The sequence below is a fragment of the Cobetia sp. MC34 genome (assembly GCF_018340035.1).
Classification (GTDB): Bacteria; Pseudomonadota; Gammaproteobacteria; order Pseudomonadales; family Halomonadaceae; genus Cobetia; species Cobetia amphilecti.
Genome location: NZ_JADPPY010000011.1, coordinates 23,535 through 48,988, shown reverse-complemented (window position 1 = coordinate 48,988; position 25,454 = coordinate 23,535). Strand labels below are relative to the sequence as shown.

At 63.3% G+C, this 25,454-nt stretch carries 20 protein-coding genes, 1 tRNA gene and 1 pseudogene; 13 read left to right on the top strand and 9 right to left on the bottom strand.

What is annotated here, in order from left to right:
• Positions 1–10: 10 nt before the first annotated feature.
• The 6 genes from ribH to lon all read left to right on the top strand — a co-directional run bounded on the left by ribH (position 11) and on the right by lon (position 6,637).
• Entirely contained in the window at positions 11–493 is a 483-nt protein-coding gene (gene ribH / locus IZU87_RS08055; protein WP_213114216.1) for a 6,7-dimethyl-8-ribityllumazine synthase, read from the top strand.
• A complete protein-coding gene (gene nusB / locus IZU87_RS08050; protein ID WP_043331373.1) occupies positions 490–1,005 on the top strand; it encodes a transcription antitermination factor NusB in 516 nt (171 codons plus the stop codon). Before ribH ends, nusB begins: the two co-directional genes overlap by 4 nt.
• 1 nt (position 1,006) lies before the next feature.
• Positions 1,007–2,125 carry a thiamine-phosphate kinase gene (thiL, locus tag IZU87_RS08045; RefSeq protein ID WP_213114215.1) on the top strand — a complete coding sequence of 373 codons (1,119 nt, stop codon included), beginning with the start codon at positions 1,007–1,009 and terminating at the stop codon, positions 2,123–2,125.
• Entirely contained in the window at positions 2,122–2,595 is a 474-nt protein-coding gene (locus IZU87_RS08040; RefSeq protein ID WP_043331372.1) for a phosphatidylglycerophosphatase A family protein, read from the top strand. The genes thiL and IZU87_RS08040 overlap by 4 nt, the downstream gene beginning before the upstream one ends.
• Positions 2,596–2,710: 115 nt before the next feature.
• Entirely contained in the window at positions 2,711–3,991 is a 1,281-nt protein-coding gene (locus IZU87_RS08035; protein ID WP_043331371.1) for a DUF945 family protein, read from the top strand.
• A gap of 195 nt (positions 3,992–4,186) precedes the next feature.
• A complete protein-coding gene (gene lon / locus IZU87_RS08030; protein WP_084589197.1) occupies positions 4,187–6,637 on the top strand; it encodes an endopeptidase La in 2,451 nt (816 codons plus the stop codon).
• A 222-nt stretch (positions 6,638–6,859) separates the two neighbouring features.
• On the opposite strand, the gene IZU87_RS08025 is transcribed toward lon, so the two are convergent.
• A complete protein-coding gene (locus IZU87_RS08025) occupies positions 6,860–7,201 on the bottom strand; it encodes a YegP family protein (protein WP_043331370.1) in 342 nt (113 codons plus the stop codon).
• Between the two features lie 430 nt (positions 7,202–7,631).
• Here IZU87_RS08025 and ilvD point away from each other — a divergent pair, with 430 nt between their 5' ends.
• Positions 7,632–9,476, top strand: a complete 1,845-nt coding sequence (gene ilvD / locus IZU87_RS08020) for a dihydroxy-acid dehydratase (protein WP_107336223.1) — start codon at positions 7,632–7,634, stop codon at positions 9,474–9,476.
• Positions 9,477–9,690: 214 nt separating this feature from the next.
• Here ilvD and IZU87_RS08015 read toward each other — a convergent pair whose 3' ends face one another.
• From IZU87_RS08015 to IZU87_RS08005, 3 genes and pseudogenes are all read right to left on the bottom strand, one after another.
• Positions 9,691–10,659: a GGDEF domain-containing protein gene (locus tag IZU87_RS08015; RefSeq protein ID WP_213114214.1), complete on the bottom strand. Its 969-nt coding sequence runs from the start codon at positions 10,657–10,659 to the stop codon at positions 9,691–9,693.
• A 6-nt stretch (positions 10,660–10,665) separates the two neighbouring features.
• Positions 10,666–11,304: a GAF domain-containing protein gene (locus IZU87_RS08010; protein WP_213114213.1), complete on the bottom strand. Its 639-nt coding sequence runs from the start codon at positions 11,302–11,304 to the stop codon at positions 10,666–10,668.
• A gap of 829 nt (positions 11,305–12,133) precedes the next feature.
• Positions 12,134–13,701, bottom strand: a pseudogene (locus tag IZU87_RS08005) (helicase HerA-like domain-containing protein).
• Between the two features lie 647 nt (positions 13,702–14,348).
• Between IZU87_RS08005 and IZU87_RS08000 the strand changes: the two are divergent.
• Positions 14,349–14,708 carry a hypothetical protein gene (locus IZU87_RS08000; RefSeq protein ID WP_213114212.1) on the top strand — a complete coding sequence of 120 codons (360 nt, stop codon included), beginning with the start codon at positions 14,349–14,351 and terminating at the stop codon, positions 14,706–14,708.
• Positions 14,709–14,947: 239 nt separating this feature from the next.
• On the opposite strand, the gene nudE is transcribed toward IZU87_RS08000, so the two are convergent.
• The gene (gene nudE / locus IZU87_RS07995; protein ID WP_213114247.1) at positions 14,948–15,544 is read right to left on the bottom strand and encodes an ADP compounds hydrolase NudE; all 597 of its coding nucleotides are present in this window, start codon (positions 15,542–15,544) and stop codon (positions 14,948–14,950) included.
• A gap of 201 nt (positions 15,545–15,745) precedes the next feature.
• Here nudE and yrfG point away from each other — a divergent pair, with 201 nt between their 5' ends.
• From yrfG to IZU87_RS07975, 4 genes are all read left to right on the top strand, one after another.
• On the top strand, positions 15,746–16,456 hold the full coding sequence (gene yrfG / locus IZU87_RS07990; RefSeq protein WP_192837545.1) for a GMP/IMP nucleotidase: 711 nt from the start codon (positions 15,746–15,748) through the stop codon (positions 16,454–16,456).
• A complete protein-coding gene (locus tag IZU87_RS07985) occupies positions 16,453–16,845 on the top strand; it encodes an RNA-binding S4 domain-containing protein (RefSeq protein ID WP_192837546.1) in 393 nt (130 codons plus the stop codon). The genes yrfG and IZU87_RS07985 overlap by 4 nt, the downstream gene beginning before the upstream one ends.
• A 154-nt stretch (positions 16,846–16,999) precedes the next feature.
• The gene (gene hslO, locus IZU87_RS07980; protein WP_052384283.1) at positions 17,000–17,914 is read left to right on the top strand and encodes an Hsp33 family molecular chaperone HslO; all 915 of its coding nucleotides are present in this window, start codon (positions 17,000–17,002) and stop codon (positions 17,912–17,914) included.
• 309 nt (positions 17,915–18,223) lie between these two features.
• Complete coding sequence (locus IZU87_RS07975; RefSeq protein WP_213114211.1) at positions 18,224–19,783, top strand: phosphoenolpyruvate carboxykinase; 1,560 nt, start codon at positions 18,224–18,226, stop codon at positions 19,781–19,783.
• 141 nt (positions 19,784–19,924) lie between these two features.
• Here the strand turns inward: IZU87_RS07975 and IZU87_RS18035 are convergent, their stop codons facing one another.
• A complete protein-coding gene (locus IZU87_RS18035) occupies positions 19,925–20,854 on the bottom strand; it encodes a lytic transglycosylase domain-containing protein (protein ID WP_213114210.1) in 930 nt (309 codons plus the stop codon).
• A 175-nt stretch (positions 20,855–21,029) separates the two neighbouring features.
• The gene (locus tag IZU87_RS07965; RefSeq protein ID WP_213114209.1) at positions 21,030–22,760 is read right to left on the bottom strand and encodes a proline--tRNA ligase; all 1,731 of its coding nucleotides are present in this window, start codon (positions 22,758–22,760) and stop codon (positions 21,030–21,032) included.
• Between the two features lie 265 nt (positions 22,761–23,025).
• Between IZU87_RS07965 and IZU87_RS07960 the strand changes: the two genes are divergently transcribed.
• A complete protein-coding gene (locus tag IZU87_RS07960) occupies positions 23,026–24,459 on the top strand; it encodes a Dol-P-Glc:Glc(2)Man(9)GlcNAc(2)-PP-Dol alpha-1,2-glucosyltransferase (RefSeq protein WP_213114208.1) in 1,434 nt (477 codons plus the stop codon).
• 46 nt (positions 24,460–24,505) lie between these two features.
• Here IZU87_RS07960 and IZU87_RS07955 read toward each other — a convergent pair whose 3' ends face one another.
• Together IZU87_RS07955 and IZU87_RS07950 are read right to left on the bottom strand one after the other, a co-directional pair.
• Positions 24,506–24,958, bottom strand: a complete 453-nt coding sequence (locus IZU87_RS07955) for a SpoIIAA family protein (protein WP_213114207.1) — start codon at positions 24,956–24,958, stop codon at positions 24,506–24,508.
• A gap of 327 nt (positions 24,959–25,285) precedes the next feature.
• A tRNA-Leu gene (locus IZU87_RS07950) sits at positions 25,286–25,370 on the bottom strand.
• Positions 25,371–25,454 lie beyond the last annotated feature (84 nt).

Genomic DNA, 25,454 nt, shown 5'->3' with positions numbered 1-25,454 from the left:
TGGACTGACCATGCAACCGATTGCTCAACTCGAAGGCACTTTCACCAATGTCGATGGCCGTTACGTCATCGTCGTCGGGCGTTTCAACCACCATATCGTCGACAGCCTGGTGGAAGGCGCGGTCGATTCTCTCGTACGCCACGGCGTCGATGAGGAAAACATCGACCTGATCCACGTGCCGGGTGCCTGGGAAATTCCGCTGGCCGTCAAGGCCGTGCTGGCCAAGGTCAAGCCGCACGCCGTCATCACGCTGGGTGCGGTGATCCGCGGTGGTACGCCGCACTTCGAATATGTCGCCGGTGAATGCAACTCCGCGCTGTCGCGTCTGCAGCTCGAATTCGACACCCCGGTCGCCAATGGCGTGCTGACGGTGAATTCCATCGAGCAGGCCATCGAGCGTGCCGGCACCAAGGCTGGCAACAAGGGTACCGAAGCGGCCATGGCGGCGATGGAAATGGTCTCCCTGCTCAAGGCCATGGGAGGTGACGCGTGAGCGAACGCAAGGAACGTACCGAACGCGAGCCGTCCAAGCAGCAGCAGGCGCGTCGCGCCGCTCGCGAGCTGGCCGTGCAGGGCATCTACCAGTGGCAGATGACCGGCAAGAACATGACCACCATCGAAGCCGAGTTCCGTGGTCAACAGGTCGACGATGACGTCGAGCTGCACGAGAACTGGGTCGAGGTGATGCGCATCGCCGACCAGGCCCTGTTCCACGAGCTGCTGCACAACGTGCCGCGCTTCCAGAAAGAACTGGATGCCAGCATCAGCCCGCTGCTCGACCGTCGCCTGCAGGATCTCGACGAGATCGAGCTGGCCATCCTGCGTCTGGGCGCCTATGAGCTGTCCAAGCGCATGGAAGTGCCGTATCGCGTGGCGATCAACGAAGGGGTCGAGCTGGCCAAGACCTTCGGTGCCACCGACGGGCACAAGTACGTCAACGGGATCCTCGACAAGCTGGCAGTCAAGCTGCGCAGTGCCGAGGTGACCCAGGCCCGCCTGCGCTGACATGCCAGGTGAATTCGAGCTGATTGCCCGCTACTTCCAGCGCGATCTGTCCGGGGCACCGGGCGTGTTGCTGGGGCCGGGTGACGACTGTGCACTTCTTGCCGCCAGTGATGGCATGCAGATGGCGGTCAGTGTCGATACCTCGGTGGCGGGGGTGCACTTCCCGCCGGATGCGCCTGCGGCGTCCATTGGCCATCGCGCCCTGGCCGTCAATCTGTCTGATCTGGCGGCGATGGGCGCGACCCCGCGCTGGGCGTTGCTGGCCCTGACGTTGCCGGACGTGGACGAAGACTGGCTGCATGGTTTTGCAGCCGGTTTCCACGCGCTGGCGGATCGCTACGGCATCGCGCTGGTAGGCGGCGACGTCACGCGCGGCCCGCTCTCCATCACGATCACCGTACATGGCGAGCTGCCGTGCGTGCTCGAGCCTGCCCAGCAGGCCGACAGCGTGACCCGCCCGATTCTGCGGCGTGACGGCGCCCGTGAGGGGGACCTCATCGCGGTCACCGGCCTGCCGGGGTTGGCGCATGCTGGCCTCAAGGCCTGGCAGGATGGCGTACGCGATGTGCTGAATCCTTGCCTGGCGGCCTACCTGCGACCAGAACCGCGGGTCGATGCGGGGCTGGCGCTGCGTGAGCTGGCCAGTGCGGGCCTGGATGTCTCCGATGGCGTGATGGGCGACCTGGCACACATCTGTCGTGCCAGTCAGCTGTCGGCGGCGCTGGAGCTTGGCGAACTGCCGCTGGCGCCCGAGCTGGTCACGGCGCTGGGCGAGCAGGGCGCCCGCGAGGCGGTCCTCAATGGCGGCGACGATTACGAGCTGTTGCTCACGCTGCCCCAAGAGAACCTCGAGGCGGCCAGGCTCGCCCTGCGCTCACTCAACCTGTCCTTGAATGTCATCGGTCGCATGCAGGCGGCGGGCAGCGATGCGCCGCGCGTGATGCTGATGGAGAAGGGCGTTGAGCAGGCAGCGACGGGCCAGAGCTGGCAGCATTTCTCTGCCTCGCAGGCTTCTGTCACACAGGTCTCTGACACACAGGTCTCTGCCACGCAGGCCTCTGGGTCAGACGGCTCCTGCGGTGATGCGTCGCCACGTAACGCGAACGGGGTGGCACCATGAATCGCGCACCCGCCAGTGTCTGGCGGCGCCCCGTGCACTTCCTGGCCTTCGGGTTGGGCAGTGGTACCGCGCCCTTTGCACCGGGCACCTTCGGTACTCTCGCGGCAATCCCGTTCTACTGGTTGATGACCAACCTCACGCTGTGGCCGTATCTGGCCATCGTGCTGGTCGCGTCGCTGGTCGGGATCTGGATCTGTGATCGCACCTCGCGCGATCTCGGCGTGCATGATCACTCCGGGATCGTCTGGGACGAATTCGTCGGCTATTGGATCACGATGGCCGCCGTGCCATTCTCTTGGCAGGCAGCGCTATGGGGCTTCGTGGTCTTCCGGGTCTTCGATATTCTCAAGCCATGGCCGATTCGCTGGGCCGACCGCCGGGTTGCCGGTGGCTTCGGCATCATGCTGGATGACGTCTTCGCCGGTATCTATGCCTGGTCGACGATGCATCTGTGGCTGTGGTTGCACTGACGCTTCGCTGCCTTGGCGGCGAGGCTCACGCACATGTTTCACTGATGGAAGCAGATGCGACAAGAGGCACCGCGCAGACGGTGTGATGCTCCAATAACGGACAAGGGTTAATGCGATGGGCAAGGGACTGGTAACCGCGACGGCAGTGGTCGTCATCGGGGCAGCCGGCTATGTCGGCGGCGTGGCTTACTCAAGCCAGCGCTTTGAAGATGAGATGGCCCGCATGGTGGCAGAGCTCGACAGGAGCTCCGACATCAAGGCGACCCGTGAGGATGTCGACAGCGGCTGGTTCGGCTCCACGGGCCGGGTAGAGATGGAACTCGCCACCGGGGACGGTGAAGGTCCCATGCGCATCGTATTGCCCTATGAAGCCGGCCACGGGCTGCTGTCGACCACCATGCAGGGCAACGTCAAGGTGCTGTACGGTACGCCGTCACGCGACGTCTTCGCCGAAGTGCTCGGCGATGGCAAGGCGATCGCCTTCGATGGTAGCGTCGACAACTTCAGCGGCGCCAGCGACACCACCCTGACCTTGCCGGCCTTTGACTGGCAGGACCCGGAGAGCGGCACGCGCATCGACTTCCAGGGCGGCGAGCTGCTGGCCTCCCACGATGGCGGTGACACGCCGGAAATCACCGTGGATGGCGAGATCACGCCGTTCGATATCACCAATGGCGCCGAGAAGGTCAGCGTCGGCACCCTGAGCCTCAACGGCATCTATCGTGGGGCGGACAATGACTTCCGCCAGGACGACAAGATCGTGCTGGACACCCTGACCATCGACAACGGCACCGGTCAGCCGCCGGTGGTCGCCAGCGATATCCGTTACAGCGGCGAAACGCGTCTGGACCCGACCGAGCTGCGCTATCTGATGAAGCTGTCGGTGCAGGATGTCAGTGCGGGTGATCAGCAGATGGCCAGCGGCGACGTGTCCATCTCGATCGACCGTCTGCAGGGCGCGGCCGTCTATGACTTCATTACCCAGCTGCAGGGCTTGCTGGAAGAAGCGGGCAAGCCGTTCGAGGAGTTGAGCGAAGAGCAGCAGGTCGCCATCCTCGAGAAGGTCGAAGCGCCGCTGTTCACCATGCTGAGCACCTCTCCGCGCATGACGCTGGAATCGCTGAATGCCAAGAGCGATGCCTTCGGCGTCGACATGCAGGGTGATGGCCAGATGATTCTCGATGGTGCCGATATCACTGATCTGACCATCCAGGAGCTGCAGACCGTGCCGGGTCAGCAGGCCTTCCTGAATCGTCTGAGCGGGCGCTTCGAGTTCCGCAACGTGCCGCCGATGATGGCCATGATGGCGGGTGTCTCTCCGCAGGCCGCCGACCGCAATCTCGTGGTCGAGATCGACGGTGACAGCGTGAAGATCAACGGCACCCCGATCTACTGAGCGCCGCGCAGTATGCTGGAAACGACAATGCCCGCCTCATGGCGGGCATTGTCGTTTCCAGGGGGCGCATCAGGTGCCACCCTGAACACGCAGTGTTGCGCCCCCAGCGCGGCAAGCCTGCCTTGATAAAGTGGCTCACTGGCCGCATTGGGGGAGATGATCGCCTCAACCGAGGCCTGGTTTCATGAGGGTTGCATGCCACGTCACGAAGAGATTTCCGATAACGACGATATTCTTGCCGGCTTCGAGGATGACAGCCAGTCACAAGAGCCTTCTTCTTCCGCCTCGGGTGGGCTGGTGCCGAGTGGTGACCAGCTGCCGGAGCGCATCTACCTGCTGCCGATTCACAATCGCCCGTTTTTCCCGGCCCAGGTTCAGCCGCTGGTGATCAACAAGCAGCGTTGGGCCGAGACCATGCAGCTGGTCGGCAATACGCCGCATCATGCTGTCGGTCTGGCCTTCGTCGGCGATGTCGAGGTCGATGAGCTGGGGGTCGAGCACTTCCCCGAGATCGGCTCCGCCGTGCGCGTCCACAAGCCCGAAGATGGCGATGACCAGGTGCAGTTCATCGCCCAGGGGCTGCGCCGCTTCCGTATCACGCGCTGGCTGTCGCGCAAGCCTCCCTATCTGGTCGAGGTCACCTATCCGCGCGAGCCGGTCGATGCCGAGAGCGATGAGGCGCGCGCCTACGCGATGGCGATGATCAACGGCATCAAGGAACTGCTGCCGATCAACCCGCTGTACGGCGAGGAGCTCAAGCAGTACCTCAACCGCTTCAGCCCGCATGAACCGGGTCCGCTGACCGACTTCGCCGCCGCCATCACCTCGGCCAAGGGCGCTGAGCTTCAGGAGGTGCTGGAGTCGCTGCCGGTGATGGAGCGCATGCAGAAGGTGCTGCCCCTGCTGCGCAAGGAAATCGAGGTCGCACAGCTGCAGACCGAGATCTCCCAGCAGGTCAATGCGCAGATGGAGAAGCATCAGCGTGAATTCTTCCTGCGCGAACAGCTCAAGGTCATCCAGCGTGAACTGGGCATCTCCAAGGATGATCGCGAGAACGACGTCGATACCTTCCGCGGCCGCCTCGACGAGCTCAAGGTGCCGGAGCGCGTCCAGTCGCGCATCGATGATGAGCTCGACAAGCTGTCGGTGCTGGAGACCGGCTCGCCGGAATACGGCACCACACGCAACTATCTTGACTGGCTGACCTCGCTGCCGTGGGGCATCACCTCCACCGATCAGCTCAATCTGGCGCATGCGCGCACCGTGCTCAATCGCGATCACGATGGGCTGGATGATGTGAAGTCACGTATCGTCGAGTTTCTGGCCGAGGGTACCTTCAAGGGCGATGTCGGCGGCTCGATCCTGCTGCTGGTCGGCCCGCCCGGCGTGGGCAAGACCTCCATCGGGCGCTCCATCGCCCAGGCGCTGGGTCGTGAGTTCTATCGCTTCTCGATCGGCGGCATGCGCGATGAGTCCGAGATCAAGGGCCATCGCCGCACCTACGTGGGCGCCATGCCCGGCAAGCTGGTGCAGGCGCTCAAGGAGGTCAAGGTCGAGAACCCGGTGATCATGCTCGATGAGATCGACAAGCTGGGGCAGTCCTTCCAGGGCGACCCGGCCTCGGCGCTGCTCGAGGTGCTGGACCCGGAGCAGAACGTCGACTTCCTCGATCACTACCTCGATGTGCGCCTCGATCTCTCCAAGGTGCTGTTCGTGTGTACCGCCAATACGCTGGACAGCATCCCCGGCCCGCTGCTGGACCGCATGGAGCAGATTCGCCTCTCCGGCTACATCGCCGAGGAGAAGATGGCGATCGCCAAGCACCACCTGTGGCCGAAGCTGCTGACCCGCGACAACATCCCCAAGAAGCGCATCAATCTGAGTGATGCCGCGCTGCGTCAGGTCATCGAAGGCTATGCGCGTGAGGCCGGCGTGCGCCAGCTGGAGAAACAGCTGCACCGTATCGTGCGCAAGGCGGCGGTGAAGTTGCTGGAAGAGGAGCTGCCGACCGTGAAGGTCTCGGTCAAGAACCTCGAGGAATTCCTCGGTGCGCCGATCTTCCGTCGCGAGAAGGTCCTGGCCGGCGAAGGCGTGGTGACCGGGCTAGCCTGGACCAGCATGGGCGGTGCGACCCTGCCCATCGAAGCTACCCGAGTGCATGGCCTGACACGTGGCTTGAAGTTGACCGGCAAGCTGGGCGACGTGATGCAGGAGTCGGCCAACATCGCCTACTCCTACACTTTGGCCAATCTCGAGGCCTACGATGCCGAGGCGGACTTCTTCAACGAGTCCTTCATTCACCTGCACGTGCCTGAAGGCGCGACGCCCAAGGACGGCCCCAGCGCCGGCGTGACCATGACCACGGCGTTGATGTCGTTGGCCAAGCATCAGGCGCCGCGCAAGGGGCTGGCGATGACCGGTGAGCTGACCTTGACCGGCCAGGTGCTGCCGGTGGGCGGTATCCGCGAGAAGGTGATTGCGGCGCGGCGCAGTGATATCTACGAGCTGATCCTGCCGCAGGCCAATCAGCGCGATTACGATGAGCTGCCGGAATACCTGAAGGAAGGCATGATCGTGCACTTCGCGGCGCGCTACGCGGATGTCTCGCGTGTGGTCTTCGACAGTGACAGCGCCCAGCGTCATTGAACAGTGTGTGATCAGCGGCGAGGCGTGAGTGACAAGCGCTGAGCGCAGCCAGCCCCCAAGCCGGTTGCAAGACGACAGAGGCCCCGCCAATTGGCGGGGCCTCTGTCGTTGCTGTGCTTTCTTTTTCCTTGGCTTGGGTCTGTCGATTCCGGGAAAGTCTGGGAGAGCGATTGGAAGAATGATCGGGAGGGTGATCGTGAAAGGGGCTGGGCTAGCTCGTGCTCAGGCGGTGTCGAGTTGCTCGAGGACGGCCGCCTCGGCGGCATTGCGCCCGACGCTGGCGATGCCGTTGTCGCGGCCGGATTCCGACTTGTACATCTGGCTGCGACCGATCTGCTGGCTGTTGGCGGCCAGCAAGGTGAAATAGAAACGTCCGTCCTTGGCGACTTCCCGGGTGAAGCGTTTTTCCTCGACGGCATTCTTGCGCACGGATTCCACGCCGTTCAGGCAGCCGCGCTTGTCGGCATAGCCCTGACTCTGCAGGATCTTCTCGCCGTTGCCTGCCTTCAGCGCAAAGTAGAACTTGCTGTCCTTGCCCCGAGTGATGACGAATTTTCCGGCCATGGGTGACTCCTGTTCCTTGTGGGGTGTCTGGCATTGCCTGATGTGTCGTCCTTCAGTGTAATCAGCGCCTCCCGCCGCAGGCCCACACTAGAGGCCGCTTCATTCAACGCTTTCGGCGCTTGTCGGTATCTTTCGGGGCTGCTGATGGCGTGGGCGGTGCTATCTGGTAGGCAAGCGGGGCCGGTACATGACAGAATTGACCCTAGGCAGACAGCGTTGACCCATGAGGCACGCGTCTCCTCTGGACACTAGGTGTGCGTACCCCGAGCGGGGCGCCGCCTGACCAAAACAGAAGCCGCTCCCGTGCGGAGTGATTCTGCAGCGGATTGCGCAGAAGGGCGGCGTCAGTTTCCTGACCCCGCCAGGCGCAATTCCATGAATCAGTCCCTCTTCGCACAGGAGAGCGGCCAAGCATTGAATGAGGTTTACCATGCCAGAGTATCGCTCCCGTACGACCACCGCAGGTCGTAACATGGCCGGCGCTCGCGCCCTGTGGCGCGCCACCGGCATGAAAGATGGCGACTTCCAGAAGCCGATCATCGCCGTTGCCAACTCCTTCACCCAGTTCGTGCCGGGCCACGTCCACCTCAAGGACATGGGGCAGCTGGTCGCGCGCGAGATCGAGAAGGCCGGCGGCGTCGCCAAGGAATTCAACACCATCGCGGTCGATGATGGCATCGCCATGGGCCACGACGGCATGCTGTATTCGCTGCCGTCGCGTGACCTGATCGCCGACAGCGTCGAATACATGGTGAATGCCCACTGTGCGGATGCGCTGGTGTGCATCTCCAACTGTGACAAGATCACCCCGGGGATGCTGATGGCCGCCATGCGCCTCAACATCCCGGTCATCTTCGTCTCCGGCGGTCCGATGGAAGCCGGCAAGACCAAGCTGCTGGATCACGGCCTCGATCTGGTCGATGCCATGGTCATCGCCGCCGATGACAGCGTCGACGACGAGACGGTCGCCGAGATCGAGCGCAGCGCCTGCCCGACCTGTGGCAGCTGCTCGGGCATGTTCACGGCCAACTCCATGAACTGCCTGATGGAAGCGCTGGGTCTGGCATTGCCGGGCAACGGCACCGTACTGGCCACGCACTCCGATCGTCGTCGCCTGTTCGAGAACGCCGGGCATCGCATCGTCGAGCTGGCGCGCCGTTACTACGAAGGCAACGAAGAGCATCTGTTGCCGCGTGCCATCGGCTCCCGCGCCGCCTTCGCCAACGCGATGACGCTGGATATCGCCATGGGTGGCTCGACCAACACCATCCTGCACCTGCTGGCTGCCGCTCAGGAAGCCGGTGTCGACTTCACCATGTCCGACATCGACAAGCTGTCCCACAGCGTGCCGCAGATGTGCAAGGTGGCGCCGAACACCCAGAAATATCACATCGAGGATGTCCACCGTGCCGGCGGCATCATGGGGATTCTGGGCGAGCTGGATCGTGCCGGCGTGCTGGATACCTCGGTGCCGACCGTCTATGGCGACTCGCTGTCTGCGGCGCTGGAAGAGTGGGACATCATGCGTTCGCCCACTGATGAAGTCGTCGAGTTCTATCGCGCCGGCCCGGGCGGTATCCCGACCCAGACCGCCTTCTCGCAGAGCGCGCGCTGGCCGAGCCTGGATGGTGATCGCGCCCAGGGCTGTATCCGCGACTACGACCATTGCTTCTCCACTCAGGGCGGCCTGGCCGTGTTGTACGGCAACATCGCACTGGATGGTTGCGTGGTGAAGACCGCTGGCGTCGATGACTCCATCCTCGTCTTCGAAGGCCGTGCCTACGTCTGTGAGTCCCAGGATCAGGCGGTGGAAGACATCCTGGCCGACAAGGTCAAGGAAGGCGACGTCGTGATCATCCGCTACGAAGGGCCGAAGGGCGGTCCGGGCATGCAGGAAATGCTCTACCCGACGTCCTATCTCAAGTCCAAGGGGCTGGGCAAGGCGTGTGCGCTGCTCACCGACGGTCGTTTTTCCGGCGGTACCTCGGGCCTGTCCATCGGCCACGCGTCTCCGGAAGCGGCGGCGGGCGGTGCCATCGGTCTGGTCGAGCATGGCGATACCATCCTGATCGACATCCCGAACCGCACCATCAACGTCAAGCTGAGCGACAGCGAGCTGCATGAGCGCCGTGAAGCGATGGATGCCCGCGGCAAGGATGCCTGGAAGCCGAGCATCCAGCGCAACCGTCGTGTCTCCGCCGCGCTCAAGGCCTATGCCTTGCTGGCGACTTCCGCTGACAAGGGCGCTGTGCGCGACCTGAGCAAGCTGGACTGAGAATCGGCTTCAGATATCTGACCCGGTCTCTGAGCAGGCCTCTGCGCAGAAACACCGCGCAAGCCTGTGTGACTCCTGTATGTCTCCTTTGTGAGTACTGAATGAGTACTGAATGAGTCAACCGACAACGGCCACCCTTCGGGGTGGCCGTTGTCGTTGATGGGGAGGTGCCTGAAGGGCATCCGCGGCAGGTCGTACACACGAAAGACCGCACTCAGGGCAGATCGGGCGAGGGGAAGCCGCTCGGTGACTGGGGGCTTGCGAAGGTGTCCGTCGGGATGACCGGCTCAAGCTCCAGGAAGCGCACGCGATTGCGTCCCTGGCGTTTGGCCTTCTTGAGTGCGTGCTGGGCGCGCTCGCAGAGCTCGAGCCGGTTGGCCAGCGTGAGCGTATCGGGCGCCGGGTGATAGCAGGTCAGCCCGATGCTGCAGGTGACCGGCCCATCGAGTCCATGCAGTTCTGCCGTGGCATGGCGGACGCGCTCGGCGAGGATGATGGCGCCGCTGGAATCTGTCTGGCCCAGCACCGCAATCAGCGAGCCATCGTCGCGCTGGCTGAGCAGGTCGCTCTTGCGTGTCGCGTTGCGCAGGATGGTGGAGACCTGCTGCAGTGCGCGGTCTCCTGCGGCGCGGCCGTACTGGCGATTGAAGTCGGTAAAGGCATCCACGTTGAGCAGCAGGATCGACAGTGGCTGCCCGTGGCGTGCACTGCGCGCGATCTCGCCATCCAGCTGTTGCTCGAAGATCTCGGCAGGCAACAGCTTGTCCAGCACCGACGGCACGGCCGGGCCCGGGGGCGCCATGCTGGCCAGCTTGTGCCGCATGCGGGCCAGGCTCTCCTCGTGGGAGCGTCGCTCGCTGAGGTCCTGGTGCTGGCTGAGAATGACGCCGGAGTGGCTGTCGATCACATCCAGATGCAGCATGACTTCGATGATCTGTCCCTGTCTGCCCAGATAGCGATGCGGCTGCTCGAAGTGGGTGATCTCGCCGGCCTGCATGGCCAGAAGCGCCTCCTGACAGGCCTGCATGTCAGCAGGGTGGGAGACATCCTCCAGCGCGCCACGCTGCAGTTCACTCCTCTCCGTCCCCAGCAGTTGGGCCAGCGCCGGATTGAGACGTGTCCAATGGCCATGGAAGTCCATGATCGCCATCGGGAGCTGGCAGCGCGAGAACAGCAGCTCCATCTCCTGTTAGGCGAGGCGCAGGTTGCCCAGTTCACTGGTCAGCCGCTTGCGCGCATTCTCGCGATCGATCAAGCCTCCCAGCAGGCTGGCCAGTGTCTCGACCAGTGCACGATCGCTGGCGCTGAAATCTGCCGCGCGCGGTGAGTTGTCGCCGAAGCAGACGGTGCCGGTCAGACGGCCTTCGGTCCATACCGGGGCGGCGATATAGCTCTGGAAGGGCATCGACTTGAGGGCCGGATGAGCCTCGAGTGCTGGCGTGGTCGCGATATTGGCGTAGGCGATGCAGCCAGCCTGCTCAACGACTTCATTGCAGTAGGTCTCGTTCAGCGGTGCGATCGCGCCCTCGACCTTGCCGGGCGGCGGATTGACCGCCGCCATGATTTCATAGCGGTTGGCCTCTGCATGGCCGAGGATGCCGGTGGTCATCCCCAGCAGGCGGCAAGCGGTCACCAGGTACTCTCTGAGCTGTTCGCTGAAGGTTCCCGCAGGCGCGAGTGTCAGGGCAAACAGCGCTTGCAGCTGGGCGGGTCCGAGATTCTCATTGAGGAAGACAGTCGCGGCGGCGGCTTGTGGTGAGAGCTCTGAGGTATCAACTGGACTCGAGTGCCCCGAAGAGGGTGGTCGCGCGGGCGGAGTAGGCAGCATGTGACATCCTTATCTTGCATGTTGCGGGGAGAGGGAATGACCAAAAAAAGAGTATGGCGGTTGGGAGCGATGAACGGGCGTTTTGCCGGGGCAGGAAATCAACTGTTCATACACGTAAGACTGGCGGGGCTTTCGAGGTGCGACTGGATTGGAGACGCGCCAGGCCGTGACTCTGGTGGTGGCACAAAAGAAACGGGGAGGCCGGTCGATGGCTGATCGACGGCCTCCCCGACAAGTTCTTTCTCTGCCCACCATGATGCGTCGTCATGCGTGGCAGAGTCTGTGTGCCGCTTGTCCTGTCATCCGTGTCCTGTGCCGTTTCACACCTGATGTCACCGGTGGGGCAGGCAGGATCCCGCTGTTGTCATGCGTATCGTTGTTGGCTCAGGCGGCTTCTGCCAGCTGAGGTTCCGCTGTCGCTTCCATATCGATGGCTTCCAACGCCAGTTCGATCGAGAACCAGTTGTCGTTCAGCCACAATTCCAATGCTTCATTGCTCATGCACATCGTCAAGTCTCCCCGAGAGTAGTGGCAAGCGCGTGTGTGTCATGGTGTGCTGCCGGTAAGCAGCAATCATCAGTATGGCGTCTCCTTGCCGAGAGCGAATGAAGTTTGCGCGACGATATGATGTCAGCAGCCTTGGATAGCGAAAGCAGGACATCACCCATGGTCATTTGACCATGGGTGATGTCCTGCTTTTCGTGAAGGATGAGTCTCTCAGTCTCGAGAGCTTGCTTGCCGGGGGAAGCTTCTATTTGCCAAGGAGCGCGTCAGGCTGTTGGCGAGGCGTCAGGCTGTTGGCGTGGTATCAGACTGAAAGGAGCGAGCCTCAGCGGCGAGTGAAGGAGCGCAGCAGACTGCGAATCAGCGTCCGTCCCAGTTGCGACCCCAGGGCGCGCATCACGGACTTGAGCAGGGTCTCCATGACACCCTGACGCTGCCTGCCACCTGAACGCGGGGCGCTTTCGGCCACCGGGCCTGTATGCTCGGTGTCGCGGCTGGCAGCGGCTTGAGCGCTTCCATCCCGTTCTGTGGCAGGCGGCGTGGTGTCAGGCGTAGCCGCTGGTGTCTCCTGTGGCCGAACCTGGGCCGTAGCCGAGCTCGTCAGTTGTGCCTCGAGACGCTCGTGAGCCGATTCACGGTCTATCACCTCATCGTAGCGACCGGCCAGTGATGAGCTTGCCAGCAGCGCTGTGCGCTCGCTGTCACTCAACGGGCCGATCCGCCCACGTGGCGGTGCGATCAAGGTGCGCTCCACCTGGGTGGGCGTGCCCTTGCTGTCGAGCACCGAGACCAGTGCCTCGCCCACGCCCAGCTCCGTGATCACCTGAGCCGTATCGAGGGCGGGTTGGGGCGGAAGGTCTCGGCAGCGGTCTTGACGGCCTTCTGGTCGCGCGGAGTGAAGGCGCGCAGGGCATGCTGGATCCGGTTGCCCAGCTGGCCGAGCACGTCATCGGGGATGTCGGCGGAGGATTGGGTCACGAAGTAGACGCCGACCCCCTTGGAGCGAATCAGGCGCACCGTTTGCTCGAGGCGCTCAAGCAATGCCTTGGGAGCGGCGTCGAACAGCAGGTGGGCCTCGTCGAAGAAGAACACCAGCACCGGGCGGTCGGCATCGCCGCGTTCGGGGAGGGTGCGAAAGAGCGTCGACAGGAACCACAGCAGGAAGGTGGTATAGAGACGTGGACTCTGCATCAACTCACACCCATCGAGCAGATTGATGAAGCCGCGTGTCTGGTCTCCCTCGCCCGTGGTCGCCAGCATGTCATTGATGTCGAGCGCCGGTTCGGCGAAGAAGCGCTCGCCGCCCTGGGTGGCCAGCACATGCACCCGGCGCAGCATGGCGCCGAGGCTCTGGGGGCTGACACTGCCATAGCGCTCCTCGAAGCCTTCGCGTTCACGCTCGATATGCTTGAGCAGGCTGATCAGGTCCTTGAGGTCGATCAGCTCCAGCCCTTCACGCTCGGCATGATCGAAGGCCAGGTGCATCAGGCCACTCTGGGTGTCGTTCAATTCCAGCAGGGTCGACATCAGCTCAGGCCCCATGGAAGCCATGCTGGCGCGCACTGCATGCCCGCTCTTGCCGAACAGATCCCACAGCCTGACGGGCGCGGCCTGAGGCTGCCAGTCATTGATGCCGAGGCTGGCGAGGCGTTCATCGACGCGTGGATGCGGGGCACCCGCCGCGGCGATACCGGAGAGGTCACCCTTGACGTCGGCGGTGAACACCGGCACCCCCATGCGCGAAAACTCTTCAGCCAGCACCTGCAACGTGACGGTCTTGCCGGTACCTGTCGCACCAGCGACCAGGCCGTGACGATTGGCCAGTGCCCCGGCTAGCGTGATGTGGCCCTTGGGTCCCTGTCCTGCGAGTCCCCCGATCAGCACGTCTGGCATGTGAGTCTCCTGTCATTCAGGTGATGGCGGTGCTTGCAGAGGGAGGTGTGGCAACCACTGCCGATGACCGCAGAGATGGGCGATGTCGTGGAGTCATAGGGTTACAAAATGTTTCGTTGAGTAAAATACTGCAAGCCATCTTGCGCCACTTGATGCATGGCGTCAGGCAATCGATGCGCGACAAGCCGCCTGATGAGCGGCCAGCAGCCCATATGGGCGCTAATTAAACGCGAGCCGATATCTCACTCTTGTATAGGAAATCTGGAAGAAAGATATTTTTCTTTCCCTTCTCTGCTTGAAAGTCCGGCCCTGTAGTTCCATATCTTTAGGCATCAGGGCGCATGTGACGCAACACGCCTCGGCAGATTGGCGCTTTCGTCAAGAATGACACCAGCAGGTTCGGGTACAACTCTGGTGACGTTTTTTGAGAAATGCTCCGACATGCAGCCGACGCTATAGAGGGTGTTCGATACATGCGCCGCAAAGATTTGACGCAGTACCACAAGACGTCGTTGAGATAGTTAGGAGCGTCTTGTGGAGCCTGGAACTCGAGACATCCAGTCTCGGGGTTCTTGAAGGCTTACCGGCAACGGCCGAGCGAATCATCTGCTCGTCTCTTGCAACAGACCGCTACTGGAGGATGGATCATGAAGAAGCTGACTGCTGCACTTTTCGCGACTGCCCTGGCACTGCCGACCACCGCTGCCTTTGCCGAGCACCACGAATCCAGCAACACCGGTTCCGCCAACACTGGCGCCCACTCCACCAAGGTAGAGGGCGGTACTGCTGCGGGTCATGAAGATGGCAAGGTGCATGACGACGCCGAACGCAACACCGATAGTGGTTCTGCCAACACCAAGAAGGATTCCATGATGGTGGAAGGTGGCACGGCCCAGTCCGAGTCCGCCAAGCACGGCAAGGTCATGGATAAAGGCGAAGACCACATGGGCGTCAGCCCGGAATCCGGTTCGTCCAACACCGCTGATGGCAGCATGAAGACCGAATAAGCGTGTCTTGACGGTCTGGTCTCAGGCCAGACCCGCAATGGATCTTGCGGTGCCTGAACGAGTCGCCAGCACGACCCGCTTGAGCGCATCGCGAGTGAAACGACAAGCCCCCGCCACTGGCGGGGGCTTGTCGTCGTATGGGAGCACGTAAAGCTGGGTGTGAGGGCTAGGAAAGAAGGGGGGCTGGGCCCTCGGGCGCTTGTGGCCAGTGCTTGCCAGCAATGCCTGCCATCAAGCCCTTACCACCAGCGAGGGCTGTAGGTATCTTCCCCGGCCAGCAGGCGTTCGCGGGCCATGAACAGCGCCGCGATCGCGCGCGCCTCGTGGAAGTCCTCACGCGCCAGCAGCGCCGGCAGCTCATCGAGGCGGTGGCGCTCGACGACCAGCGGTTCCGGCTCATCCCCCGGCAGGCGCTTTTCGAACAGATCGCGCGCCAGCATCACGTTCATGCGGTGATCCATGTAGTTGGGCGCCAGGCTCAGTTCGGCCAGTGGCTCGATGTTGTGCGCGCCATAACCGCATTCTTCCATCAATTCGCGATTGGCGGCGGTCACCGGGTCCTCGCCCGGGTCGATCAGTCCCTTGGGCAGGGTCAGCACATATTGCTCAGGGCCAGCGGCATATTCGCGGATCATCAGCACGTGGTCGGGGTCGGGCATGGCGACGATCATCACCGCGCCGTGACCGCCGCTCTTGAGGCGCTCGAAGCTGCGGGTGGCGCCATTGGAGAAGGTCAATTCCAGCGCTTCGACGGCGAACAGGCGCGAGCGTGCGACCTCGCGGCGTGAGTCGATCCGCGGCGGCGTCAGCGTGTGGCTGGCGTCTGAATGACTCATGGTCGGGTGAACGGTATCTGGCGCATCATCCATCGCAAGTCCTCGCGAGGCAGTATGAGAAGAGAGAACACTGTCGCTCATCGTGGCAGGCCGCCGCGAGCGGGGCAATCACAAGCCGTCATCACCCCTCGTTGCACATGCGCGCCCGTGGGCCATGCTTTACACTATGAGGCCAAATTTCCCTCTGGCTGACAGAATCCGATGCTTGACTGGAACACTATCGACACCGTGCTGTTGGACATGGACGGCACTCTGCTTGACCTTCACTTCGACAGCCACTTCTGGCTCGAACACCTGCCCAGGCGCTATTGCGAGCTGCACCGCCTCGACGAGGCGCTGCAGGCCGATCTCAAGGCGCGCATCATCAGCGAGTCCGGCACGCTCAACTGGTACAGCCTCGATTACTGGAGCCGTGAGCTCGAGCTCGACGTCGTCGCCCTGAAGCGTGAAGTGCAGCATTTGATCGGCTATCGCCATGAGGCCGAGGACTTCCTCGCCTGGCTGCGCGATCAGCCGCAACGCGTGGTGCTGGCGACCAACGCCGACCGTCATGGCATCGATCTCAAGTTCGCGCTGACCGGCATGGGCGACTACTTCGACGCCGTGGTGTCGTCCGCGGATCTGGGCCACGCCAAGGAAGAGCAGGCCTTCTGGCACAAGCTCAACGAGATCGAGCCTTTCGATCCGGCGCGTACCCTGTTCATCGATGACAATCCCCAGGTACTGGAAAGTGCCCACACCTATGGCATTGCCCATCTGCTGGGCGTGCGTCAGCCGGATTCGAAGCGCCCTGCGCGTGATTTCGAGCGTGTGCACGGCCTGGACGGCTTTGCAGTGCTGACCCAGGGCGCGGGCCCCGAGGTGGCCAATGCCGGAGTCTCGAGCGACGGGGAGGGCAAGGAGGCGTCATGAGCGATCAGGTACGTATCGACAAGTGGTTGTGGGCGGCGCGCTTCTTCAAGACGCGTGGCATGGCCAAGAAGGCCATCGAAGGCGGCAAGATCCAGTACAACGGCGGCAAGGTGAAAACCTCCAAGACCGTCGAGGTCGGCGCCCTGATCGAGGTGCCGCAGGGCTGGGATCGCCTCGTCGTCGAGGTGCTGGCCCTCAGCGACCAGCGCCGTGGCGCGCCCGAGGCTCAGAAGCTCTATCAGGAGACGCAGGAGTCCCGCGAGCGCCGTGAGCGTGAGGCCGAGACGCGTCGCCTCGGCAATCAGGGCATGACGCCGCCTCCCGGTCGTCCTGACAAGAAACAGCGTCGCAACATCCATCGCTTCCAGCGCCAGGATGCCGATAGCTGAGCCAGCGCGAGTCACCGCCGGGTGCCTTGGCACCGACCGGCACAATTTCCATACCGATGTGTGTCAGCACATCGTTGTTGGCGGCCTGACATGGGGGCGCTTGTGCGCTCTCTCTTCACGCCTGCCTTGAGGTCCCTTAATGAGCGAACACGACATGCAAGATTCCCATTCCACTGACGATGCGGCCGCGCCGAGCTTCGATCAGATCCAGCGCTTCCTGTTCGATGCCACCAACGTGCGTGGCGAGATCGTCACACTCGACAAGGCCTACGCCGAGGTGCTCGATCGTCACTCCTACCCGCAGGCCATCTCGCGCCAGCTGGGCGAGATGCTGGCGGCCGTGGCGCTGCTGACCGAGACCATCAAGCTTGATGGCACCATGACGCTGGAAGTGCGCGGCACCGGTATCGTGCGCCAGCTGATGGCCGAGTCGAACCCCGGCGGCGAGCTGCGCGCCATCGCACGTCTCAGCGATGAGGCGGTGTTGCCGACGGAAGAGTCCAGTCTGCAGGAGCTGGTCGGCCAGGGTCAGATCGTGATCACCCTCGACCCGCGTGAAGGCAAACGCTATCAGGGCATCGTGGCCATCGATCAGGACAGCCTCGCCGGCTGTCTGGAGAGCTACTTCAGCCAGTCAGAGCAGCTGCCGACCCGTCTGTGGCTGATGGCCGATGGCAAGCGCACCGGCGGCGTGATGCTGCAGCAGCTGCCCAACGATGACGCCAACAAGGACCCGGATGCCTGGGAGCGCGTCGTACACCTGGCCGAGACCCTCAAGGCCGAGGAGCTGCTGACGCTGGATCAGCAGGAAGTGCTGCATCGTCTCTATCACGAAGAAACCGTGCGCATCTATGAGCCCAAGGCGCTGCGTTTCGGCTGCACCTGTTCGCGCGAGCGTCTGGGCGCTGCCCTGCACAGCATCGCCGCCGACGAGCTGCGTCAGATCGTCGCCGAGCAGGGCGAGCTGGCCACCCAGTGTCACTTCTGCCATACCCGCTATTCCTTCAGTGCCGCGGAAGTGGAAGCGATCATCGAAGATCCTGACGCCGAAAGCCCCGTCGTGCATTGAGCATTTCCCGACGCGCCGGCGGCTGGCCGCGGGGATGATGATTGTCTGACATATCGTCGTCCGTCAGGCGACGGCGACTGCGCCAAAGTGTTGCAACAATGGGCGTTTCCGCCCGACACCCTTTTTGCCATAATGCCTTGCCAGCACAGGGCCGGATGCCCTGTGCTGGTGGTATCGACGGTGTCATGGCATGCCGTCATGCGCGATCGGGCAGCAACGATCGATCACAAAATAAGCCTGTGGCATGTACCTCGGGCATCTGGCTTCAGCCATCAAGAGAGAGGGCGGCCCTGAGCCGCGGAGACGCGAATGAGCAAGCATCAAGACAGTGCGGTGACCACTCACACCAATCTCAGCAGCGCAGAGCTGATCGAGCTGGCAGTGGCTCGCGGCGAAGGACGTCTGGCCGACAACGGCGCGCTGGTCGTGGAGACGGGCGCCCGTAGCGGACGCTCCCCGAACGACCGCTTCATCGTCGACGAGCCGTCCACCTCGGACGCCATCGACTGGGGCAGCGTCAATCGCCCGTTCAGCCCGGAGCGTTTCGACGCCCTGTGGGAGCGCGTCGAGGACTACCTCGGCGAGCGCGACAGCTTCGTCTCCGAGCTGCATGTCGGCGCTGACCTCGAGCACTACCTGCCGATCCGCGTGACCACCGAGACGGCCTGGCACAACCTGTTCGCGCGTACCATGTTCGTGCGTCCGGACAGCTTCAATGCCAAGGACAAGAGCGAGTGGACCATCCTCAACGCGCCGCACTTCACCTGCGAGCCACAGCGTGATGGCACCAACTCCGACGGCGTCGTGCTGATCAACTTCGCGCGTCGCCGCGTCCTGCTGGCGGGCATGCGTTACGCCGGTGAGATGAAGAAGGCCATGTTCTCGGTGCAGAACTTCCTGCTGCCGGAAAAGGACGTGCTGCCGATGCACTGCTCCGCCAACGTCGGTGACGACGGCGAGACCACACTGTTCTTCGGCCTGTCCGGCACCGGCAAGACCACCCTGTCCGCTGACCCGGCGCGTTACCTGATCGGTGATGACGAGCATGGCTGGGGCGAAGGCACCGTCTTCAACATCGAAGGCGGCTGCTACGCCAAGTGCATCGACCTGTCCCAGAAGAACGAGCCGGTGATCTGGAACGCGATCAAGTTCGGTGCCGTGCTGGAAAACGTGGTGCTGGATGACCGTCGTGGCGCGGATTACGGTGATGACCGTCTGAGCCAGAACTCGCGTGCCGCCTACCCGCTGGAGCACATCGAGAAGCGTGTGCCGGAAAACCGTGCCGGCGAGCCGAATGCCATCGTCTTCCTGACCTGCGACATGTCCGGCGTGCTGCCGCCGGTGTCCGTGCTCAGCAAGCAGGCCGCTGCCTACCACTTCCTGTCCGGCTACACCGCCAAGGTCGGCTCCACCGAGATGGGCTCCACCGCCGGTCTCGAAGCCACCTTCTCCACCTGCTTCGGCGCGCCGTTCTTCCCGCGTCCGGCACGTGAATACGCCGACCTGCTGATCAAGCGCATCGATGCCTTCGGCTCACGTGTCTACCTGGTCAACACCGGCTGGACCGGTGGCTCCTACGGTGAGGGCGGCTCACGCTTCTCCATCCCGACCACGCGCGGCATCATCAGCGCGATCCAGAACGGCGCTCTGGCGGACATCGAGACGCGTCACATCGACGTGCTCAACCTGGATGTGCCGGTGCGCGTGCCGGGCGTCGATTCCAGCCTGCTCGACCCGCGTGAGACTTGGGAAGACCGTGCTGCCTACGACAGCAAGGCGCGTGACCTGTCAGCCAAGTTCGTCGAGAACTTCAAGAAGTTCGCCGGCGTGGATGAGGCGATCATCACGGCAGGCCCGACCCTGGTCTGACGATCAGCGGGTTTGATCGCAAGCGGTAAGCAGAAAGCCTCGCCCGGTGTTCCGGGCGAGGCTTTTTCGTGTCTGCTGCTTTTCTCGGCAACAGCTGCTGTCATCACCTGCTGTCGGGTCTGTCAGGCGCTGTCGGGCCTGTCAGGGACTGCCGCCGGCGGCCAGCGAGCGGTTGGCAGGGCCATCGAAGGTGTCCTCGGCGGCGAGCGGGTGCTGGCCTTGCGCAGCGCCGGTGTGTTGCTCGATAACCTCACCTTGCTCAACGCCACCACTTTGCTCGAGGCCGTGGCGTGGCTCGGACTGGCCGGGCTCAGTGCTGCTGGTCTCGGCGCGTCGTGACGCGTCTTCGTCGGCGGTGTCGACAAGGCCTTCGGGCGAGCGTTCGGCGACGAAGGGCGCCGGCGCCTGATACCACCAGCGGGTGGTCCAGGCGCGCATCACCCGCTCCGGGTACCAGGTCTTGCCGAGGCTGCCGTTGTAGCGTGCCAGCGCATCGGTGATGTCGCCTTTCTCGCGTTTGAGATAGTGGGCAAGGATGGTGGCGCCGTAACGCAGGCTGGTGTCCTGGTCGAGCAGATTGTCGTCGGGCTCGCCGATCTCACGCTTCCAGAACGGCATGACCTGCATCAGGCCGCGAGCACCGGCGTGGGAGACCGCGGTGGGTTTGAAGGCGCTCTCGACCTGGATGACGGACAGGATCAGCTCCGGCGCCAGGCCTGTGCGCGTCGCTTCGCGGCGCACCTTGCGCAGAAGGTCGATGCGCGCGGCGCGGTCCGGCATGTAGCGCTCCAGGCGCTGCTGCATGCTCAATACCCAATGCAGGGCATCGATGGGGTCCTCGAAGGCCTCGGGCTCGGCCAAGGCCTCGCGCAGGCTGTCACGCAGCCCCGGCGACAGCCCATGCTCGGGGATCGCGGCGGCGGCCTGCACCGGGGGGCTTGTCAGTCCGGTAGACGCGGCGCTCAACGTCAGCAGGACAGCGGCCAGCCACGGGCGCAGGCGGCGAAGTGGGGTGTCGCCTGCAGCGCCTTTTACGGGCGGCGCTGAAGGGGAAATCGATGAGATGGTCATGCGCAGTCCCTGCGTATCAGTCATGGCGCCATTATGCCGTTACCGCGGCGTTGACGGTAATGGGGAGTTCAAGGAAGGCAGATAACGAGACAGCCCGCCCCTCGAGAAGAGGAGCGGGCTGTCTTGGGTGCTGCGATAGCGCCAGCCGTGAGCGAGTGGCTCAGGCTGCTCGAGTTCAGCTCGCGCTGCGCTCGGCCAGGAAGTCCAGCAGGCTGTCGACGGCGATCATGGTCGCTTCGCCATCGGTGCGACCCTTGTACTCGTACTCGCCATTGTCGAGACCGCGGTCACCGATCACCAGGCGATGCGGAATGCCCAGCAGCTCGCCGTCGGCGAACTTGTTGCCCGGGCGCAGATCACGATCATCCAGCAGCACGTCGTAACCGGCGGCGGTCAGCTCCTGATAGACGCGCTCGGCGGTCTCGCTGACGCGCACGGACTTGTGGGCGTTCATCGGCACGATGGCGACCTGGAAGGGCGCGATGGCTTCCGGCAGCACGATGCCGCCCTTGTCGTTGCCCTGCTCGATGGCAGCGGCGACCACGCGGGTCACGCCGATGCCGTAGCAGCCCATGGACAGCGGCTGTGCCTTGCCGTTCTCGTCGAGCACGGTGGCGTTCATGGCTTCGGAGTACTTGGTGCCGAGCTGGAAGATGTGACCCACCTCGATACCGCGTGCGATGTCGATCACGCCCTGGCCGTCCGGTGACGGATCACCGGCGACGACGTTGCGGATATCGGCGATTTCCGGCAGCGGCAGATCGCGCTCCCAGTTGAGGCCGAAGTGGTGCTTGCCTTCGATATTGGCACCGGCACCGAAATCGCTCATCAGCGCGACGCTGCGATCGATGATGATCGGCATCTCGAGGCCGACCGGACCGAGGGAGCCGAAACCGGCACCGACGGCGGCGCGCACTTCCTCGTCGCTGGCCATGGTCAGCGGCTCGGCGACCTGCGGCAGGTGCTCGGCCTTGATCTCGTTCAGCTCGTGGTCGCCACGCACCATCAGCGCGATCAGACCACCTTCGACGCCTTCGGCCGCCTTGACGATCAGCGTCTTGACGGTCTTCTCGATGTCCAGACCGTGCTGTTCGACCAGTGCGGCGATGGTCTTGGCGTTCGGCGTGTCGACCAGCTGCATCTCCTGGGTCGGTGCCGCGCGCTCAGGCGTCTCGCCCAGCGGTGCCGGCAGCGCTTCACACTTCTCGATGTTGGCGGCGAAATCGGAGCCGGTGGAGAAGGCGATGGCGTCTTCACCGGAGGCGGCCAGCACGTGGAATTCGTGGGAGCCGGTGCCACCGATGGAGCCGTTGTCGGCGATGACGGGGCGGAAGTCGAGACCCAGGCGCGTGAAGATGTGCACGTAGGTGTCGTACATCACCTGATAGGTCTCTTTCAGGGATTCTTCGCCCAGGTGGAAGGAGTAACCATCCTTCATCACGAACTCGCGTGAGCGCATCACACCGAAGCGCGGACGAATCTCGTCGCGGAACTTGGTCTGGACCTGGTAGAAGTTGGCCGGCAGCTGCTTGTAGCTGTTCAGCTCACGACGCGCGAGGTCGGTGATGACTTCCTCGTGGGTCGGGCCGACACAGTAGTCGCGCTGGTGACGGTCAACGACGCGCAGCAGCTCGGGGCCGTACTGCTCCCAGCGACCGGACTCCTGCCACAGCTCGGCTGGCTGCACGGCCGGCATCAGCAGTTCCTGGGCGCCGGAGCGGTCCATCTCTTCACGCACGATGCGCTCGACCTTGCGCAGTGTGCGCAGGCCCAGTGGCATCCAGGTGTAGAGGCCGGAGGTCAGGCGACGGATGAAACCGGCCCGCAGCATCAGCTGGTGGCTGACGACTTCGGCGTCGGACGGGGTTTCCTTGAGAGTGGAAATCAGCAGTTGACTGGCACGCATGGGCTCAGCGATCCCTCGACTTGTCGCTTTGATCGGTACGCTTCGCAGTCGCGAAGCATGAACAGGCAGGTCTTCGGCACGCCTTTTACAGGCGTATCAGCGAAGCAGACTGAGCGCATTGTACTGCCGCGAGCCTTGGAGGGGCAAAGTGCATGGCCAGACTGGAAAAATCCGCGCCGGCCTGCCGATACTGGTGACACGGGATTTCCCTTTGGAGAGGGCCGTGAACGGCTTTCTCAGGGAGATCTGACAAGGAGACAAGGATATGTCGTCACTCGATCAGCGCATGGGATACGTGCGCGCCAGACATCGCTGGCCCTTGAAGGTGGGGCTTGTGTTGCTCGCACTGGGGGCGTGCCTGAGCGTTTCCCTGTGGCTGGTGAGTCTTTTCCTGCCGATCCCTTTCGTCGATGAGGGAGTGCATTTCGCGCAGATTCGCCAGTTTCTCGCCGGCGACTGGAGCCAGCACCCCAAGCTGACCACCCTGACCCTGTACCACGCCACCATGGCCGTAGCCCTGATGACACTCCAGACGTTGGGGGAGTGGCTCAATCTTCCTCTCGCGGCTGACACCCTGGCCGGGCGCTGGCCTGAAATGCCCTCGGTGAACTGGGTGCGGGGCCTGTCGCTGCTCGGCTTCAGTGTCATGGCGTGCATGGTCTGGCGGGCGCTGCCGAGCGTCTATCGGCGCCTGGACCCCATGCTCGATGAGAGCGATGCCCAGCAACAGGCGAATCGTCAGAGCTGGCAGTGGCTATGGCTGCCGATCATCTTCCCCTATCTGGCGCTGGTGTATACCGACCCATGGATCATCGTGCTGGTCGCGCTGCAGCTCGTCGCGCTGGTGCGTGAGCGGCGTCTGCTGTTGCTGGTGTTGATCCTGGCCGGTCTCGGCTTGCGACAGGACAGCATCGTGCTGCTCGGGTTGTGGGGCGGTCTGTTGCTGTTCATGACGCATGCGCAGGCAGGAGCTCGGTCGCAGGCTGTCGGCATGGCGCCACCGCTGCGCTCGCCATTGCGCCAGCTTTCCATCTGGTGGGGCCTGATCGTGCGCTGGTGGTGGGTGGCCGTGATTCCTATGGCCACCTTCATCGGGTTTGTTCTCTGGAACGACGGCATTGCCATGGGCGATACCACCCGTCATCAGGCCGGTTGGCACACCGGCAATCTCGGCTATTACCTGGGCGTGATCGGCGTGGTGTTTCTGCCGTTGTGGCTGGCCGACCTGCCGCGTCAGTGGCATCTGCTGTGGCGTCTGTGCACCCAGGGTGCCTGGCCATGGCGGGGCATTCTGCTGCTGGGGGCGCTGGCGGGCGTGTGGGTCATGCTGGTGATGAGCTTTGAGGTGACGCATGACTACAATTTCCAGCGCTGGACGATCCGCAATAGCTGGCTGTTATGGCTCAATGAGCACCCGGTGGGGCTGTGGGTCACCATGTTGCTGACCACCAGCATGGCGCTCTGGTGGCTGAGGGCACCGCTGCGGCTGGGGCATGGTGGTCTGCTGCTGGTGATGCTCGCCTTGATGATCTGCACGCGGGAGCTGATCGAGACGCGCTACATGCTGCCCTTGATCACGGTCTTCCAGCTGCTGCGCTGTGCAGAGCGCCCGCAAGTGGAACGCGCAATGACGCTCTGGGCAATAGCGATGGGGGCGCTGCTGCTGGCGGGATTGGTGCTGACGCGCACCCTGCCGTGAGGCGGTGGCAGGGCGCTTTGGAGGCTCACTCGATGCCGGGGGGGCTTCAGGCCTGATGGCGTTTCGCAGCCGGGGTCTGGGCATCACGGCCGGCGGGGGCTTTGTCGGCGCCAGCACCGAGACCAGAACCGCCACGCGGTGGCTCGGCGACCCAGGCATAGGCAGCCTCGCGCTCGTCGGGCGAGAAGTGGCGCACCTCGATGGAGCGCACCAGATGCTTGCTGAACTCGGTGACATGGCGCAGCCAGTCGGCCTTGCTGATAATGGCTTCGCGCTCGAAGTCTCCCAGGTGGCGCAGGGCATAGCCGATGTCATTGAGCAGGGCGGCGGGTGTGATCAGGCCAAAGCGTTCAATTTCCACCAGCAGCGAGATTCGCTCATGGCGCGCCAGGCGTTCGTCGCATTCCTTGATGATGGGGGCGAGCGAGGCCTGATCGATATGTCCTGCGAGATGCAGGGCGACAACGTGATCGGCGGGACTCTTGAGCAGTGTCAGCATGTTTGGCTCCTGCACTGATGCATGTTGGCTGGGCGAGCCGTGCTGGAAGCCAGCGCTGGCGTCGCTACCTCTTCAGTGTAGTCGCATGTAAGCAGCTTGCTGGCGTCTGGCCAGGCGATTGTCGGTACTGTTCGTGTCGAGGAGCTGCCAGCAACGGTTACCTCTCTCGACGTCTGGCCGCGCGAGGCCTGACGAGCGGAGCAGTGTTCAGGTTTGAAAAGTGACAGGCTCGAAATTTATCAGACATGAAAAGTGACAGGCATGAAAAAGCGCCGCCCCTCGTGAGAGGAGCGGCGCTCTTGAATTCAGTATGGTGTTTGTTTGATCTGGTACGGCCAGCCGGACTCGAACCGGCACGCCCGAAGGCAGGAGATTTTAAGTCTCCGGTGTCTACCGATTCCACCATGGCCGCGCAGACTGGCGCATAACTTATCATATTTCAGATCAAGGTCAACTTTAATGGCGGCGACACCTTGCTGAATGTGTGATTTAACTG

What these genes read in the sequence shown, in the direction of transcription:
- ribH (WP_213114216.1), top strand. Translation starts at nt 11, where the DNA reads ATGCAACCGATTGCTCAACTCGAAGGCACTTTCACCAATGTCGATGGC.
- thiL (WP_213114215.1), top strand. Translation starts at nt 1,007, where the DNA reads ATGCCAGGTGAATTCGAGCTGATTGCCCGCTACTTCCAGCGCGATCTG.
- IZU87_RS08040 (WP_043331372.1), top strand. Translation starts at nt 2,122, where the DNA reads ATGAATCGCGCACCCGCCAGTGTCTGGCGGCGCCCCGTGCACTTCCTG.
- IZU87_RS08035 (WP_043331371.1), top strand. Translation starts at nt 2,711, where the DNA reads ATGGGCAAGGGACTGGTAACCGCGACGGCAGTGGTCGTCATCGGGGCA.
- lon (WP_084589197.1), top strand. Translation starts at nt 4,187, where the DNA reads ATGCCACGTCACGAAGAGATTTCCGATAACGACGATATTCTTGCCGGC.
- IZU87_RS08025 (WP_043331370.1), bottom strand. Translation starts at nt 7,201, where the DNA reads ATGGCCGGAAAATTCGTCATCACTCGGGGCAAGGACAGCAAGTTCTAC.
- ilvD (WP_107336223.1), top strand. Translation starts at nt 7,632, where the DNA reads ATGCCAGAGTATCGCTCCCGTACGACCACCGCAGGTCGTAACATGGCC.
- IZU87_RS08015 (WP_213114214.1), bottom strand. Translation starts at nt 10,659, where the DNA reads ATGGAGCTGCTGTTCTCGCGCTGCCAGCTCCCGATGGCGATCATGGAC.
- IZU87_RS08010 (WP_213114213.1), bottom strand. Translation starts at nt 11,304, where the DNA reads ATGCTGCCTACTCCGCCCGCGCGACCACCCTCTTCGGGGCACTCGAGT.
- IZU87_RS08000 (WP_213114212.1), top strand. Translation starts at nt 14,349, where the DNA reads ATGAAGAAGCTGACTGCTGCACTTTTCGCGACTGCCCTGGCACTGCCG.
- nudE (WP_213114247.1), bottom strand. Translation starts at nt 15,544, where the DNA reads ATGAGTCATTCAGACGCCAGCCACACGCTGACGCCGCCGCGGATCGAC.
- yrfG (WP_192837545.1), top strand. Translation starts at nt 15,746, where the DNA reads ATGCTTGACTGGAACACTATCGACACCGTGCTGTTGGACATGGACGGC.
- IZU87_RS07985 (WP_192837546.1), top strand. Translation starts at nt 16,453, where the DNA reads ATGAGCGATCAGGTACGTATCGACAAGTGGTTGTGGGCGGCGCGCTTC.
- hslO (WP_052384283.1), top strand. Translation starts at nt 17,000, where the DNA reads ATGCAAGATTCCCATTCCACTGACGATGCGGCCGCGCCGAGCTTCGAT.
- IZU87_RS07975 (WP_213114211.1), top strand. Translation starts at nt 18,224, where the DNA reads ATGAGCAAGCATCAAGACAGTGCGGTGACCACTCACACCAATCTCAGC.
- IZU87_RS18035 (WP_213114210.1), bottom strand. Translation starts at nt 20,854, where the DNA reads ATGACCATCTCATCGATTTCCCCTTCAGCGCCGCCCGTAAAAGGCGCT.
- IZU87_RS07965 (WP_213114209.1), bottom strand. Translation starts at nt 22,760, where the DNA reads ATGCGTGCCAGTCAACTGCTGATTTCCACTCTCAAGGAAACCCCGTCC.
- IZU87_RS07960 (WP_213114208.1), top strand. Translation starts at nt 23,026, where the DNA reads ATGTCGTCACTCGATCAGCGCATGGGATACGTGCGCGCCAGACATCGC.
- IZU87_RS07955 (WP_213114207.1), bottom strand. Translation starts at nt 24,958, where the DNA reads ATGCTGACACTGCTCAAGAGTCCCGCCGATCACGTTGTCGCCCTGCAT.